Raw genomic sequence first — 16635 nt, 5'->3', positions numbered from 1 at the left:
ATGGCAAAACAATTATTAGCGACTCCTAGTACTAAAAAAATATCAGATTTGTATACAAGATTAACATCGGAGAATCCTACTCTCATATTACAACCAGCTTTTCAACGTAGATTTGTCTGGAGTAGTGAACATAAAGAAAATTTTATAGATACATTGCTTCAAGGATTACCAATTCCAGAAATTTATATAGCTCAATCTGGAATTGATATACAAAAGATTGAAACTCAGGAAGTAGTAGTAGATGGACAGCAAAGATTAAATACAATAGTTCAATATATTAACGAAACTGAAGATTCTTCTGTATTTGGAACTATAGTTTCTAAATTTAAAGACCTATCAGAAACGGCTAAGAGAGAGTTTTTGGGATATAATATAGTTATAAGGGACCTTGGAGACATAAGTAGTGAAGAAATAATTGAAATATTTAAAAGAATAAATTCTACAAGATACGGATTAACAGAAATTGAGCTTCATAATGCTGTTTATGATGGGAAGTTTATAGAAGTAGCAAAAGAAATTTTAGAACAAATCAGCTTATCTGAGCTTCCATTTCTAACCGAATCTAAGATAAGTAGAATGGAAGACTTACATTTTGTATTGCTTATACTTTCTACGATAGTTCATGAAGGTTATTTTAGTAGGGATAGAGAAATTGAAAAATGTATTATTGAGTTTAATGATTATTTTCCTAATGCCAGTGAAATTAAAGAAAAATTTATAAGCACATTTAAATTTATTGAATCGCTGAACCTACCTGTTGACTCAATATGGCTTAGAAAATCTAATTTCTTTACATTATTTGTAGAATTATACACTAATATAAATGAAGTAGAAATCGATAGGTTAAAGAATGAACTAATACAACTTGAAGAGAAAATACTAGAAAATAAGAATAAGGGTAAGGAAGAAAATGATTACAGCCTTTACTATACATATATGTATTCTGGTACAAATAGTAGACAGGCTAGAGTTATCAGAGGACAAATATTGGAAAGAAATTTAAATGTAATATAAATTCTTTATTTAATGCTATTAAATTAGATAGTTTATTTTATAATAAAGGAGCTTTGCAGCTATTAGCAAGGCTCCCTTTTGTATTTCCTTTTATGTTTATATTTATATTAATTCGATAGCTTTATATGATATTGTTAAATTAAGTATGTTTAATGAGAGTGAAATGTGAATATTCAGGCTTAAAAAGGGACATATGATTCATCAGTGTCTATTACAAAGAATAATGGAGGGAAAACTTTTAGTGTATTAAATTTGGGGGCAGGTAAAATTCAGCTTACTGTGGAATTTGCAATTCTTGATATAAAAGTATAAGGGTGTAAGGATGTGTATCTAAAGTGGTTAATTTGTTTAAGTCAATTAGATTTTTTATGAAAAAAATCCCATTTCGGAAGAAAAGGGATCATTTGAGGACTGAATTATTTTTATCAGCAGTGGATTATTTTAACGCTGTTTACAAAAATGCTGGCTCAACACAAGAAACTGCAATAGTCAAAAGTATGCATAAAAACTTCTTAGACTTAAAAAGGGAGTGGGAAGGTATATACGATAGATATACCTCTAAAAAATTATTTATGTTTTCAAATTTTACTCATGGTCATCCACGAATTAAGCGTATTGGAACACATCAGGGTTGTGAACTAGGAGACTTAATGTTTATTCATATAGACTATAATACTGATGGAAGTTGCATGGAACGTGCATTACTTTATCAAGTAAAGACAACCAGTGGGGATTCTAAAAATGAAGAACAAGATATTCTATATAGCAAATGGCCAGAATTTAAATTTACGATACCCGATATACCGAAGTACTATGACGTGAAGCCAAAGCAACCACATAAAGGGGCGCGATATCTCTATGTTGAGAATACAAAACATGGATTAGATGCTAAAGATAGATATAGAACTAAGGAACTCAGGGATGATACAAATAACCTTTGTTTTATTGAGGAGTTGGTGGATCTTTTATCGCCTAATGATCTTTCCGGACGTCTATTAAATGATGATACTGGGTGGAAAGATACAATAAATGTTGTGAAAGATTATTGCTCAACCAAAAATTATAAAGGGGCTGGATCAAGAACCTTAGGATTATTGAGAGTAAACGAAAGCGTTCAGTTTCCTATTGTTCTTAATAACAGTAACGATGATGGAATGCTTATAGTTTATCTGATAACAGCTAACAATATATCTCTTTTAGAGCAATGGTAAGAAATTATTAGAAACATCGTTTAGATTAGTTACGGTTAACCGAACAGTAATTAGAATAAGGTTGTTCTAAGCTGAAATTTAAAAATATAATAAATACTACTACATTAATAAGGAGGAAGATGATATGAAAATTTATATTTTTTCAAGCTACAATATTACCAATGCTTGGGCATCTGTTGGTGGAAAAAAATGGGCGGTTAAGCCAAGTGATAAAGAAAGTATTAATAAAGGTTATAAAACAAAATCAGAAAATATGTTAATAGGTAGTTTTGGTATGCTCTATAATTCTAAAAAACAAGAATTTACAGTTCCTTTTGTTGTCAAATCTAAAGCAAAAGACGTAACAGAGAATGAAATTTGGAATGGGGAATTTATCTTGCCATTTGAAATAATTCCTTTAGGTGACCCATCAAAAGTAATAAGTAAATTTGATTTTGAGTACATATTAAACAAATATGAAGATATAGAAGGTTTACGTATATCCGGTAGATTAAGTCCGTCGCACAATTTTAATAGTAATACAATTAAAGAAGAAGTTTGGAACGATGTTCTAGAAAGACTTGTTTTTTAATTTATACTTTAATTTAAATGAATTTTTTTGTTGAGCAAAATACCGTAGAAAAATTACTTCCAATCATTCTGATATTTTGCTCTATTTCTCTATATGTTAATGAATATTTTATGGTCAAAATTAACTTTGTTCTTATGTATCAATCGGTGGACGATATTGTAAATAACAATGAACCTTTAAGATAAAAAGGAGCTTGCTTTCAATCATTTGAGATAAAAGTTAAATGAGTTGTACAGTAGCAATAATGTAAACAGTTGTACATGTAAAAAAGGGGGAATATGAAAACTTTCCTTATGATACTCGGTAGGGATTTTTGACTTATAAAGATTTTAATAATTTTAAAGTTGTTGGGTGTATATCTTACTTCCATTTTGGTTATAAAGAGAATAACAACCATAGATGTTGGCAAAATAAATTAATCAATAATAATAAGATGAAATCAATAATACGGTAAAAAAATATGAAAGTATAAATGGTAAATAGGGCTTTTAGTCTTGTCCCTCTTTAACTTTCTAATTTAACCTTGTTGATTTTATCTTTTTTATTTGGAAGAAAGGAGGATGCTTCTGTTTAAACTGATTTACTAAGAGTGTTAATAAAATGAATTTGAGAATCTAATTAATGGAGGTTTAAGTAAATGATGAGGGAGTTTTTTGATTTGGTGGGCTTTGTAGTTACGGAACCATTAAAAATTGCTTTTAAAATTGTGGATGAAGCGGTAGAGTCAGTCGATAAGGTTATTGATGCACCATCCAAATGGTTTAACGAACCAAAAGATATCCGACCAAGCTTTGGTACTCCAGTTTTTACTGAAATTGGTTTTGGTATTAGTGGACATTCGGGTATTTATATAGGAAATGACAGAATAATTGCACTTAATGCAAGAGGAGAAATTATTGAAAATACCTTTGAAGAATTTACTAGTCATATAACTACATTTAACTATGAAATTTACATTCCCTATGACAATAAACATGATTGGGAAATTGGTTTTGCTGATGTTGGAGCAAGAGCCATAGAAAAATTGGGAAAGAGCCGAAACTATCATGTACTTTTCGATAATTGTCATCAATTTGTTTCAGGTTGTCTGACTGAGGAATTTGAAAACTCATGTAATTTCTTATGGATGTTAAAAGATGAAGTACAAAAAAAATACGGGGATCAAGTAGTATGGAAAAAATGGGATTGGAAAAAGTAAGTCAACTATTATAGCGTTGCTCCTGGATTATACATAAATTAAGGTACAAATATTTATTGTTAAGTTAAAGGTAAACTCCAATCTAATAAGTATATATTATTTACATGAATTAGTACAAGAAGGGTTGTTCTTTTAAGTATGAGGAGCAACACTTTCGTTATGATTGGAGGAAGAAGAGATGGAATGTTATAAAGTAAAACTAGGGAAACAGCTGGAATTATTGGAAACACCTGTTGGTATAAACAAACCAGCAAAAAGAGTAAACATCGTTCGCCTAAAAATGGTAAAAGAGGTGAGTCTTCTTTATAAGGAAAGAAGAATTAAATCTCCAGAAGGTTCAAATGTATTGTTGAAGCAGTTTTTAGGAGAAGTAGATCGAGAGTATTTCATCGTACTTTGTCTAGATACTAAAAATCAACCAACGGCCATTAATGTTTATCATATTGGCAGCTTAAATGCCAGTATCGTTCATCCGAGAGAGGTGCTGAAACCAGCAATTATTTCAAATGCTGCTTCCATTATCGTTGCGCATAATCAATGGGGAACGTGTATGTTCCACAATAAGTAAAAAAAGACGTTCGTTGAAAACGAGGCCACTGAAAAATTTACGTTTTTTGGTTGATAAACCAGATGCAAAACAAGAAAGGCGACTTTTCATTCTTTTTTACTTTGTTTCTTTCATCAAGGTTAGGATTCGTTTTAAATTAACAGCGAATATAGCCATTGCACCTTGCAGTTGCATGCCAATCGGACCCGAGGAAGATGCCACATCATACCCGTGTCTATGCTTAAGTTCACTATTTTTCGCTTCAATTTTATAACGCTCTTTCCCCTTTTCTTTAAAATATGCACTTTCTTGAAATGCTTGTTGTTCCTTATGTTCAGTGGATTTTATTGTTACAGAATATGTTTTACTTTTAGCGCCTTCTTTGTAACACCCACTTTTGAATGGGCATACCTTGCATTTTTCAATATCAAAATAGTAGGTATGACTTTGATTATTGTTTGTTCCTTTTTTACCTGTGCGTGCTCTACGAACAGCCATATGTCATATGTCCAGCTTTACAGACATACATACCGGCATCTTTATTAAACTCAAATTCATCTTCTTTTTGACGCGGTCCTTGTGTCACAATAGGGTTTAATTTCGATACTAATTGTAATTGATTTTGGTTGGCGTATTGAATATTATTTTTCTCCGAATAAGCAGTATCTCCAATAACTGTATCAATTTCCATCCCTGTTTCACGAGTTTTTTCAATCAATGTTTGAAGGTATTTTCCATCGCTTTTTTCACCCGTTGTAATCACCGCAGCTGTAATGATGCGTTCTTCATTCATCGCAATATGTGTTTTATAACCAAAGAAAGAAGAATCCGCTGTTTTATGCCCAATTCGTGCATCAGGATCTTGCGAAAATTGAAGGTATTCTTGGTGATCTTCTACGATTTCTTTTAAATAATTCAGTTTTTCTTTCACATTTGGATATTCACGAATGATTTCCTCTTTTTCTACTGTTTCAATCACTTTTTGACAATATTCAAGTTCGTCACTTAAGTCATCTGTCATTGTTTTTGGTGGAAACTTTTCCTTCATTCTTTCGGTGATTTTTGATTGAAGCGTGCTTTTGTATGCGTGGCATCAACAATAATAGATTTATTTTTAATCAAGTTTTTTTCGAGTGCAATTTCCACTGTTTTTTGAATGAGCATGTCAAGTAAACCTATATCTGTTAGACGAAGCTTGCGGAACTTCGTTAATGAACTAGGGTCAATGACCGTATCTTCTGGTGCCATATCTAAGAAATATTTAAAGGACATATCGTATTTTGAGCGTTCTACAACATCTACATCTGATAAATCAAAAATAGATTTTAGTAATAAGTATTTAAACATACGAACAGGGGGCACTGCGTTGCGATCGTTATCGAGACAATATTTATCTTGTAGTTCTTCTAAAACAAAAGAAAAGTCTACCAGTTCATTGAATTGACGAAGCATATTATCCTTTGGTACAACGATATCGTAAATCGCCATAAATGGACTGAGGTTAAGAGATTGTTGGTTAGAAATCATCCGAGACACCACCTAGAATTAGTACAATCATTATACATGAAAAAAGCGAAAGCTTCCTCGATTTCATCGAGGAAGCTTTCGCTTTTTAAAATGGAAGGTATGTGTTAAATAATGTATACTGAAATAGGAAATTTGTTACAGGTCCATGTGAGGGAGAGAGAATATGAAACTATTAAATAATATTTATTCTAACCATTACAAGGATATTAAAAATATCTTATTAAATGCAGTTGAACTTAAGATCATAAGCCCATCCTAAATGGAGGCAATGGATAATTTTTTTAGTAAATTAAATGGAAAGGGCATCAAATGTATTTCGTTGACAATTCCATTTTTACATTTGATCCGGTCTGAACATGTTTGTAAATTCATTATACGTTTAATTAATATATTGAAAGAAGGTACTATTTTGATTGAGAAAATAAATATTGAAAGTTTTGGACCATTCAAAGATTTTAAATGGACCAAAAATGTTAGTTCATTACTAGGTACATTTAATATTATTTACGGAAGAAATTATTCAGGTAAAACCACTTTGTCTAGAATATTTAGGTCTTTAGAGCAGAAGAAATTACATGCAGATTTTGAAGATGGAAAGTTTAATGTTGAATTATTGGATAAAAGGTCTTTAAGTCATTTACAGTTAGCTAGTTCAGACCTAAAGTTACGTGTATACAATTATGATTTTAAAACTGAAAATCTAAGTTTTCTTTCTAACAAAGAAGGTGAAATTATACCTTTCGCAATATTAGGAGAACAAAATGTCGAAACAGAAAGAAAAATTTCAGAAGCTAATATCGAGTTACAGTCAAACAAGCTTAAGCTTAATGGTAATAATGAAAAAATAGGGATTATAAGTAAGTGCGAAACTTTAAAAAAAGGACTAGAAGACCTTGAAAAGTCTTTAGATGATAAGCTCCGTGAAAGAGCGAGAAATATAAAAAGGGATTCAACATTATTTAAGATAGGGGTTAAAAGTGACTATAATATTAGAGATATTAAAGCTGAATTGAGATTAGCAAAAGAATTATCAGTTGATGAATCAGATAGAATGAAGAAAATTTTAGTTGAAGAACATAAAAATTCACTAGCTGAAATAAAACAGCCTGTATTTAAACTAGAGGAATATATTGAGGCAAGCAATGAACGGCTAAGAAAATCCATTAGTCCCAGTCAATCAATTAAGGACTTGCTTGATAACTCGGATTTGCAAAATTGGGTTAGAGAAGGGATAGATCATCATAAAAATAAGAGAGACCGATGTGCGTTTTGTGATTCAGAGCTGACTACATTTCTTTGGGAAAAGTTAGGTGAACACTTTACAAAAGAAGCTGAATCTCATAAAACAGAAATAAATAAATTAGTAAAACAAATGGAAGGGCACAGAGATGAAATAGAATATATAGTGCCTAACCATATAAATGATTTTTATATTGAATTTCAAAGTGGTTATCAAAATTTAATAAATGAATGGAACGAACTAAAAAATAAATACTTGAGTGATTTAGATGATATATTAGGTTTACTAAGGCTAAGATTTAATAATATCTACAATGAGTATAGTCTTGATAAGAGTGCTTTAAACAATTCGCAGGAACTTTTAGTTAGTTGCATAGTAGAGATGAATAACATTATTAAACAAAATAATGATTATAGTAACAGTATAACTGATAAAAAAGAAGAAGCTGTTAGAAAGTTGCGATTAAATAACATTAAAAACTTCATTGATGAAATAAGATACGGTGAAGAATTAAAGAGAATTGAACATCAAAGAGAACTTTTAAAAGAGAAAAAGGAAGAGTTAAGTACGGTGAAAAAAAGTATAAAAGAAATAGAGTCCAACATTGCGTATTTAAGAACTCTTTTAAATGATGAACTGAAAGCAGCAGAAAAAGTTAATGAATATCTTAGGGTTTCTTTAGGGCACCCAGAGCTTACTCTTGAAGTTGAAAAAGTAGGTAGTAAAAGTACTTTTGTGATTAAAAGGGAGGGGGAGATTGCTTATAATTTAAGTGAGGGAGAACAAACGCTAATATCATTTAGTTATTTCTTAGCTCAATTAAAAGATATTCCTGCTAGTGATAAAGATGACTACATAATTTTTATTGATGATCCAATTTGTAGCTTGGATTCTAGCAATATTTTTTCTATATTTAGCTTAATTGATTCTGAAATCAATCAAGATAAATATAAACAAATCTTTATATCTACTCACAATATGGACTTTCTAAAGTACCTTCGTAGAGCAAGTAGAAGGAAGAATTATTTTATGATTGAACGATTATTAACAGATAAGAGTAATGCCAATAGTAAGTTAGTAGATATGCCAAAATATATGCGAGAGTATGTTACGGAATTTGTTTTTCTCTTTGAACAGATCTATAGAGTGGCAAACGAGGTACAGGGTGAGGAGAATTATCATGTCTTCTATAATTTTCCTAACAATGCACGGAAATTCTTAGAAAGCTATCTGTTTTTTAAGTACCCAGATATTAAGATTAAAAATGATGATAGAATAAATAGGTTCTTTGGAGAATCGTCACAACAAGTTGCTTTTATGCAAAGGATTAATAATGAATACTCACATGGTGAAGAACAGTTTGATCGGTTATCGAAGCCGATCGATATTCCGGAATTTCAAAAGGATGCGCTGTTAATACTAGATACCATTCAAAAAAAAGATATTGAACAGTATAATGCTCTTTACAATAGTATAAAAAAATAAAGTAACTTTTGTAGGGAATCAGGATAATTTTAATCAATGAGATATTTTTTAGATTTTAGAAATGTAATCATTTTGAGCAGTAGAGTAGAGGAAGGTAAAAAACTTAATTTTTCAAGTTTTTTTTGCGTTTTTTATTGATAGACTATAAGGGGACGAATCCTTAATCGCTATACTCGTATCTTTAGAGAATCTATTTTTTGCTCTATTATATTTCATATATTTCAAAATTAGTGGCGTTATTGGTAATGTAGGTCATTAATTAAAATTCATTTAAACTAACTATTGATCGAAAAAGGAGTTATTGATCAAATCTTGACCAAACAGTAGAAAGTTTGTCTTTCAAAAAGAGCCAAAAGTTTTCCATATAAAGAAAACCCCTTGACTATCAAGGGGTTTTTCATATGATCCCGACTGGTCTCGCACTAGCGACCGCCACCCTGTCAAGGTAAAAGTCTAATTTTATCTATATTGATATTAATCAATTTTTTCTATACAATCCCCTTGCACCTCCCCCAACGTCACCCCCTAACCTAAAGAAGACAAATCAAAAAGGGGGGACCAAACCACTCATGAAAACCACCAGAAAAGAAAAAAGAAACACCATCATCATGCTACTACTTTCAGCTGCAATAGGAATCTTTTCACCACTACTCATGTACATCACACTGGCACGTAAAAATGAGGTGTATAAATATCATTGCCGAAAGGCGTTCAACTTTCATTTATTAATTTTTCTTCTATTTAATATTAGTTCGCGTATTAGTGATGTTTTGTTTTGGATTGTGTTTGCCTTTGAGATCGTTCAAGTGATTTTTGTTGCGTGGAAAGTAATACGCGATGAACCATATCGTTATTTCATTCGGATTCCTTTATTTAAAGAAGATAAGTACGGATTGGAAGGGGAATAGGTGATGAAACAAGAAGTGGAGATAAGGGGAAAGCGATTTTTCGTTATGATTGCATTGTTGTTTATTGCAGTTTATATCGTTTTACGAAGACGAAAATATGAGTACTTTTATGATGGTATTAGCGAGTATGAACATCGTTATAGAGGGAGTGTTCCTTTTGTATTGCTTGTTTTAGGGTTGTTTCAATATTATAGACAAAATGAGATGAGTTTTTCTCATATGCTTCAGTATGTGAAAGAGAAGTTAGCGGAGTAGGTGATGATATGGCGTGGATGATTAGTGAGTTTGCAAGTGTTGGGGAGGTTACGGTGCGGACGCTTCGTTATTATGACAAGATTAATTTATTAAAGCCGAGTGATTATACTGAAGGCGGGCATCGGTTATATACGAAAGATGATTTGTATGTGTTACAGCAAATTCAATCGTTTAAGCATCTCGGTTTTTCGCTTGGTGAAATTCAAAATATTATATTGCAGCGTGATATAGAGACTAAAGATTTTTTAAGACAGATGCATTTTCAAAGGGAATTGCTTTTGGCGGAGCAAGAAAGAATTGCGAAGGTGCTTTCGCAAATGGATGAGATGAAGAAGAAATTTCAAGAGGAAGAACGAGTGGATGTCGCTTTGTTTTCTTCGTTTTTGCAAACTTTTATATGGGAGAAAGAAAATAAGGAATGGCTAGAGGAACACTTTTCAACGGATAGTGTTCGAGCGTTTTATAATAATAAGGAACTAAAAGAAAAGTTTGAACAGCGATTTATGGATGTGATAGGGAAGTTGAAAAAGTATAAGGTAGAAGAGAAAGATCCGGGTCATCAAGACGTTCAAGTTACCTTGAAGGAATTTTTCAATGTAATAGAAGAAGTAACGAATTATCTTGATACACCCCAAAGCGATATAGAGGATATAATCCAAAAATCAAACCTTCCACTATCCGAATTCCCAACCCTCTTCACAACCGAAGAAGAAAACTATATAAAAGAAGCAATGAAGCAGTTTAACACCTAGTTAAACTGCTTTTCCATTATAATAGAAGAAAAACCAAACGGAGGAAACCCACATGCCAACCTACAACAAACTAATCCGAAATAAAATCCCACAAATCATAAAAGCTAACGGAAAAATACCTACAACAAGAATCCTACCCGAAGAAGAATACATAAAAGAAATCTACAAGAAAACAGAGGAAGAACTAACCGAATATCTAGAAGCAACAACAAAAGAACATAAACTAGAAGAACTATCCGACCTACTAGAAATAATCAACGCCCTAGCCGAACACGAAGGCGCAACATTAGAAGAAATCAACAGCATCCGTAAAAAGAAAGCAGAAGAACGAGGCGGCTTCTCAGATCGAGTCTTCCTAATCGAAGTAACCGATAACTAGCCCCTCCTAAGCCCCTTACAAGCCCCTACCAAGTAATAAATCACTAAGAAAAAACATAACAAAACAAAAACACCAACAAACACCGTAGTAGGCGTCGAAAAAAATTTGAAATAACACGCCAAAAACCCGGCCCTCCTTCCTATATATAGTACAAAGAGGAAATTTTCATTTTTGAATTAGGACGGGAGGAATTGGGATGGCGGTGTATCGTACTGTGCAGGTGAATTTTTGGCAGGATGATTTTGTTTTGGATTTGACGCCGGAGGAGCGGTATTTTTATGTTTATTTGTTAACTTGTTCGAAGACGACGCAGTGTGGGATTTTTCCTTTTCCAAAGCGGTTAGCTGAGATGGAGACGGGTTATAATCGGGAGACTGTTGATAAGCTTGTGCAGCGCTTCATTGATTATGGGAAGATTCTTTATGATGCGGATACGCGGGAGTTATTCGTTTTGAATTGGCTTCGTTATAATCCTGTGACGAATACGAATGTGGAGAAGTGTGTGCTTCGTGAGCTTAAGGGTGTGAAGAATAAGGAGTTTGTACATATGTTTCTTCAAAAGTGCGTAGAGGAGGAGCTGAATGTTCCGATGCTTTTAGCGCATTTCGGTATGCCGAGTGATTTGGCTGTGGATGATGTTGAGCCAGTTTGTGAGGAGACAGAGGCGGAAGAAGAGGTTATAGAGGAAGAAACGGGAAGTCGCGTGTTTTCTTTTTACGAGCAACATTTTGGTAGTTTGTCTCCTCATACTGTGGAGGAATTGAGTGCATGGATGGATGATTTGTCAGAGGAGCTTGTGCTGAAGGCTCTTCAAATTGCATTTGAGAATAATAAGCGGACGGTTGCTTATGTGAAGGGCATTTTGAGAGGGTGGCACGGGAAAGGATTTACGAAAGTATCTGAGGTTGAGGTGGATACGGCGAGCTTTAGGAAGAAGGAGTCGTCTGTTAGCACGGGGGAGACGGAGGAGTTTTTGGCGAGGTGTGAGGAGTGGGAGAAGAATGCACCGTCTGAGGAAGAGTTGCAGCGCTTTTTAGCGGAGCGCGGGTGGCGGCCATGAGTATTCAAAATGTGGAGGCGGAAAAGACGGTGTTAGGTTCTCTATTACTTGATGGAGAGCTTATTAAGGAGTGCCGTTTGACGGAGCAGTATTTTTCTCTGTCAGTGCACAAGTCTATATTTCAGTTAATGCGGAAAATGGAAGAAGAGGGGCAACCGATTGATCTTGTGACGTTCATTTCTAGGGTAGATCCGAAGTTTTTAGAGGGGATCGGGGGAATGGAGTATTTTATAGGGTTAATGGATGGTGTGCCTACAATTGCCAACTTCTCTTATTATGAGGGGCTTGTTCGAGGTGCTTGGAAAATGTATCAGGCGGGTGTTCTCGGGCACAAGATGGGCGAGCGTCTTATTGCGGAGAAGAATGAGAAAATTATTGGTGAGACAATTACGGCACTTTGTGAGTTAGAGGAAAAGGATTGTGTATGTGAGTTTGATTTGAAGGATGCGCTAGTTGATTTATATGAAGAGCTTCATCAAGATGCGAAAGAGATTACTGGTATTGAGACGGGGTATACATCACTAAATAAAATGACGTGCGGATTGCAGGAAGGTGATTTTGTCGTTCTTGGTGCGCGTCCTTCTATGGGGAAGACTGCGTTTGCGCTAAATGTCGGACTACATGCGGCGAAGTCTGGAGCGGCGGTAGGATTGTTTTCATTAGAGATGAGTAGTAAGCAATTGTTAAAAAGGATGGCGTCTTGCGTAGGTGAAGTGTCAGGAGGTAGGCTGAAAAATCCGAAGCATCGTTTTGCGATAGAGGACTGGGAAAAGGTGAGCAAGGCGTTTGCGGAGATTGGGGAATTACCATTTGAGATTTACGATAACGCAGGCATTTCGGTGCAAGATATTTGGATGCAAACTCGTAAGTTAAAGAGGAAGCACGGTGATAAGAAGGTTTTAGTCATTGTAGATTACTTGCAGCTTATTACGGGCGATCCGAAGCATAAGGGCAATCGATTTCAAGAGATTAGTGAAATTTCTCGTAAACTTAAAGTATTAGCGCGTGAATTAAATGTTTGTGTAGTAGCATTATCGCAATTGTCTCGTTCCGTAGAAGCACGGCAAGATAAGCGCCCTCTTTTATCTGATTTAAGAGAGACAGGACAAATTGAGCAAGATGCGGATGTCATTATGCTTATGTATCGTGAAGATTATTACGATAAGGAAACGATGCAGAAAGAGATGACGGAGATTCATGTGGCGAAGCATCGGAATGGGCCTGTGGGGAGTTTTAAGTTGCGGTTTTTGAAGGAGTTTGGGAGGTTTGTGGAGGGGAAATAGTGAAAAGGATCGAGTATCGCTTTGCAAATAAAATAAAGCATAAGTGTTTCATTTCATTAACTTATGCTTTATTCTTTGATTCTTTAAATATGTTTCTTATTTCCCCATAAAGAAGGATTTTCTCTCTGCAGTGATCCATTGCTGCAAATCATCTTGGCTACGTCGGACAAGTCGATTTACTAAAACATCATGCCATACATAATCCTCTAGTAAGTATATATGAACGGGGTCATCTGTATAAAAAGCAATATTACGCTCTTCAATTGATGGTCCATAAATCATCTCTTTAGAATCTATCGATAAAATAAACCAATGTTCTGTAGACAGAGTTTCTGTATAGGGTGTGATACGATGAGCTTCTAGATTTTTAATTGGATTTTCAACATGTAAGGTAATACCTTGTACTGTGACTTTATCAGCTACCTCATATAGTTCCTCTTTTAACGCTTCATACATCTCATCCCACATTGAAATGACAATACGGTGTTCTGCTTTTTTTATTAATGCCTGACAATAGCTAATGATTGTTTTGTTGTCTTTTAAAGTAATCACGCGATTATCCGTTTTTTCCTCGGAAGTTTCGAGTTTTTTTAATGAATCACTAATTCCTTCATAAGTAGACTGCCATTCTGATTGAGCTTTCTGTAAAAAGATTTCAACAGGTAGAGGTGAATAGCGAGTGGTGTCATTTATTTCTTCCTTCATGACGATTCCTTTTTCTACAAGGTTACCTAAAATCTCATAAATTCGTGCTCTTGGGACCCCTGAATCCTTACTCACTTGGTAGGCTGTGACAGGCCCCTGTTTAACAAGAGATACATAAGATTTAGCTTCATATTCATTAAAACCAATTTTTTTAAGCTGTTGTACGATGTAGTCCACTTTTTTCGTCCTCCGATGTTTGCTTTTATCCCGCTATTTGCCGGGCAGTAAGACCCCACCTCAAAATTCAGCGGAAGCAAAGAAGTTAGGTGGGGGGTCGGGCTGCCCGTAAAAGCCCGATTGGTGAGGGCTGATTAAAGTTTCACTTTATATTTCAACGTTACAATAACTCTTTACATTTAGCAAATTGATAGTTACTATTACAATAGTGACTAAAGGGGAGGCTACTCGTATGGATTTGTATTTAGACCCATCTATATTAATTATTTTGATTGTTTTTGGATTTGTAGCTGCATTTATTGATTCAGTTGTAGGTGGTGGTGGATTGATTGCCTTACCAGCTTTATTATTTACAGGGCTGAATCCAGCAAGTGCAGTAGCCACGAATAAATTAGCATCAACAATGGGGAGTGCAACTAGTAATATTGTGTTTTATCGTTCTGGTAATCTTGATTTGAAATCGGCTTTAAAATTATTTCCAATCACTTTTATAGGCTCTATAGTAGGTGCATGGACCGTTCATTTAATGAACCCAGAAGTACTGAAGCCATTGATGTTGGTAATGCTTGGTGCAGTCGCTATTTATACGATATTTAAAAAGGATTGGGGTAGTATTTCTACTCATAAGAAATTATCTGGTCGACACGTCATTATTTTTACCTTTTGTATTTTTGCTATTGGTTTTTATGATGGATTTCTAGGTCCTGGCACAGGTTCGTTTTTAATGTTTGCTCTTTTATTTATTGGGTATGATTTTTTAAAAGCAGCAGGTAATGCGAAGTTTCTTAATTTAGGAAGTAATGTTGGTGCATTGTTAATATTTATGTATGTGGGGCAAGTAAACTATGCGTATGGTTTTATAATGGGGATTGCTCAAATTGCTGGAGGAGTCGTTGGCTCCAAATTTGCTATAAAAAAAGGCAGCGGATATGTTCGTGCTCTTTTCATTACAGTAACTTGTTTATTGTTAGCGAAAAATCTGTATGACTATGTGCAGTAAGTAATGTAGAAAAGGTTAACTATGCAGGCTACATAAATATAATAATTCTTTGTAACATATTTTAGATGCTACCTTATTCAAAGATAGCATCTAAAAAAATTAAGGTAATAGGGTGAAAATAATATAAACGAATATTTTCGGGGTATGTTTATGTACGTTAGCGAAGTAACTATTCCATATTCTTCTTATAATTAACCCGCAACAACCCCTTAAAATCCACCTCAGCAATCAAAACACTCACTAATATAAGTGTCGCCCCTAAATATCCTTTTCCAGTGAGTGTTTCACCTGTGAAAACGAAAGCGAAGCCTGCGGAAAAGACAGGTTCTAATGAGAAAATAAGTCCTGTATGTGTAGGCGTCGTGTATTGCTGGGCGATTACTTGCACGATGAAAGCGACTGCGGTGCAAAATATGCTTAAGGCTAGGATGATGAGCCATGAGTTGGTTGTGCTAGGCAGTTTTGGCGTTTCGATAATGAATGAAAAAATAAGACTAAATAGGCCGACGAAACCGAGTTGTATGACTCCAAGTGCAATGGAGTTCACATGTTTCGTTACGCTACCAGTAATGATGACGTGAATCGCATAAAATAAGGCAGACAATATGCAAAATATATCGCCATTACCGATCTTGAATTCGCTCGTTAATGTTAATAAGCCGATTCCAATTATCGTTAAAAAGATTCCTACTATCACTTTCTTTTCCGGAATGTGTTTTAAAAATATAGCTGATAATATCGGAATGAAAATGACTGTGAGACATAGTAAGAAACCAGCATTAGAAACACTCGTATACTTTGTGCCGAAAGTAGCGAAAATGTAAACGATAAATAAGACAGAAGCGAGTATAAATGCATATTTTACCGTTTTAAAATCGATTTTGAATAAATGTTTGTAAAATATTAAACCTGATAAAAGAAAGGCGATGATAAATCGTAATGCAATTAAGCTGTATTCTTCGATGCCTTCAAGTCCAACCTTTGTAAGTAAGATGGATGCACCCCAAAAGAATGTAACTAGTAGTAGCCCTAAATCCGCTTTTAATTGTAGTTTCATTTCTATTCCCTCGTTATGTATAAAATTTTAAATCCCATACCCCTATCCCCATTTTTTATTTTAATATTAATTCTGAATATTTAAAACATAAATTTACCGACGGTTTTTTCAGAACAATTGGGAAGTAATAGTATGTATATAAAAAGCCCAGTTGGGAGGGGCTTTTTTCTATGTAAAATTTCATCTGTTTTGTTTACATAATATCTTTACAATCATTTGATAGAATATATGTAACTGCATATTGTGAGGGTGGATGGTTATCCCTT

The 16635-nt window shown here is 34.1% G+C and carries 14 protein-coding genes and 2 pseudogenes; 13 read left to right on the top strand and 3 right to left on the bottom strand.

Going from position 1 to position 16635, the window contains the following annotated elements:
• The 5 genes and pseudogenes from ACLBWW_RS20215 to ACLBWW_RS20195 form a co-directional block, all read left to right on the top strand.
• Positions 1 to 1014 carry a DUF262 domain-containing protein gene (locus tag ACLBWW_RS20215; RefSeq protein ID WP_447614201.1) on the top strand — a complete coding sequence of 338 codons (1014 nt, stop codon included), beginning with the start codon at positions 1 to 3 and terminating at the stop codon, positions 1012 to 1014.
• A gap of 335 nt (positions 1015 to 1349) precedes the next feature.
• The gene (locus ACLBWW_RS20210) at positions 1350 to 2225 is read left to right on the top strand and encodes a hypothetical protein (protein ID WP_447614200.1); all 876 of its coding nucleotides are present in this window, start codon (positions 1350 to 1352) and stop codon (positions 2223 to 2225) included.
• A 124-nt stretch (positions 2226 to 2349) separates the two neighbouring features.
• Positions 2350 to 2796: a hypothetical protein gene (locus ACLBWW_RS20205; protein ID WP_447614199.1), complete on the top strand. Its 447-nt coding sequence runs from the start codon at positions 2350 to 2352 to the stop codon at positions 2794 to 2796.
• 637 nt (positions 2797 to 3433) lie between these two features.
• A complete protein-coding gene (locus tag ACLBWW_RS20200) occupies positions 3434 to 3994 on the top strand; it encodes a hypothetical protein (protein ID WP_447614198.1) in 561 nt (186 codons plus the stop codon).
• A gap of 178 nt (positions 3995 to 4172) precedes the next feature.
• Positions 4173 to 4529: pseudogene (locus ACLBWW_RS20195) on the top strand (JAB domain-containing protein); the annotation flags it as partial.
• 129 nt (positions 4530 to 4658) lie between these two features.
• Here the strand turns inward: ACLBWW_RS20195 and ACLBWW_RS20190 are convergent.
• Positions 4659 to 6068 (bottom strand): annotated as a pseudogene (locus ACLBWW_RS20190) (IS1182 family transposase).
• A 409-nt stretch (positions 6069 to 6477) separates the two neighbouring features.
• Here ACLBWW_RS20190 and ACLBWW_RS20185 point away from each other — a divergent pair.
• The 7 genes from ACLBWW_RS20185 (at position 6478) to dnaB (ending at position 13430) form a co-directional block, all read left to right on the top strand.
• On the top strand, positions 6478 to 8793 hold the full coding sequence (locus tag ACLBWW_RS20185) for an AAA family ATPase (RefSeq protein ID WP_447614197.1): 2316 nt from the start codon (positions 6478 to 6480) through the stop codon (positions 8791 to 8793).
• 569 nt (positions 8794 to 9362) lie between these two features.
• Positions 9363 to 9701: a DUF4870 domain-containing protein gene (locus ACLBWW_RS20180; RefSeq protein ID WP_447614196.1), complete on the top strand. Its 339-nt coding sequence runs from the start codon at positions 9363 to 9365 to the stop codon at positions 9699 to 9701.
• A gap of 3 nt (positions 9702 to 9704) precedes the next feature.
• Positions 9705 to 9956: a hypothetical protein gene (locus ACLBWW_RS20175; RefSeq protein WP_447614195.1), complete on the top strand. Its 252-nt coding sequence runs from the start codon at positions 9705 to 9707 to the stop codon at positions 9954 to 9956.
• An 8-nt stretch (positions 9957 to 9964) separates the two neighbouring features.
• Positions 9965 to 10708: a MerR family transcriptional regulator gene (locus ACLBWW_RS20170; protein ID WP_447614194.1), complete on the top strand. Its 744-nt coding sequence runs from the start codon at positions 9965 to 9967 to the stop codon at positions 10706 to 10708.
• 52 nt (positions 10709 to 10760) lie between these two features.
• Complete coding sequence (locus ACLBWW_RS20165; RefSeq protein WP_447614193.1) at positions 10761 to 11087, top strand: nucleoside triphosphate pyrophosphohydrolase; 327 nt, start codon at positions 10761 to 10763, stop codon at positions 11085 to 11087.
• A gap of 196 nt (positions 11088 to 11283) precedes the next feature.
• Positions 11284 to 12147, top strand: a complete 864-nt coding sequence (locus ACLBWW_RS20160) for a DnaD domain-containing protein (protein WP_447614192.1) — start codon at positions 11284 to 11286, stop codon at positions 12145 to 12147.
• Positions 12144 to 13430, top strand: a complete 1287-nt coding sequence (gene dnaB, locus ACLBWW_RS20155; RefSeq protein ID WP_141538780.1) for a replicative DNA helicase — start codon at positions 12144 to 12146, stop codon at positions 13428 to 13430. The genes ACLBWW_RS20160 and dnaB overlap by 4 nt, the downstream gene beginning before the upstream one ends.
• Before the next feature lie 96 nt (positions 13431 to 13526).
• Here the strand turns inward: dnaB and ACLBWW_RS20150 are convergent, their stop codons facing one another.
• A complete protein-coding gene (locus ACLBWW_RS20150) occupies positions 13527 to 14312 on the bottom strand; it encodes a TrmB family transcriptional regulator (RefSeq protein WP_098222595.1) in 786 nt (261 codons plus the stop codon).
• 232 nt (positions 14313 to 14544) lie between these two features.
• On the opposite strand from ACLBWW_RS20150, the gene ACLBWW_RS20145 reads away from it, so the two are divergent.
• A complete protein-coding gene (locus ACLBWW_RS20145; RefSeq protein WP_447614191.1) occupies positions 14545 to 15312 on the top strand; it encodes a TSUP family transporter in 768 nt (255 codons plus the stop codon).
• Between the two features lie 169 nt (positions 15313 to 15481).
• Here ACLBWW_RS20145 and ACLBWW_RS20140 read toward each other — a convergent pair whose 3' ends face one another.
• On the bottom strand, positions 15482 to 16369 hold the full coding sequence (locus ACLBWW_RS20140; protein WP_098977585.1) for a DMT family transporter: 888 nt from the start codon (positions 16367 to 16369) through the stop codon (positions 15482 to 15484).
• Positions 16370 to 16635: the final 266 nt, after the last annotated feature.

The sequence above is a fragment of the Bacillus sp. M5A3_1b genome (assembly GCF_053345335.1).
The sequence above is the reverse complement of the archived record's forward strand: the minus strand, read 5'-3'. Positions and strand labels throughout refer to the sequence as shown.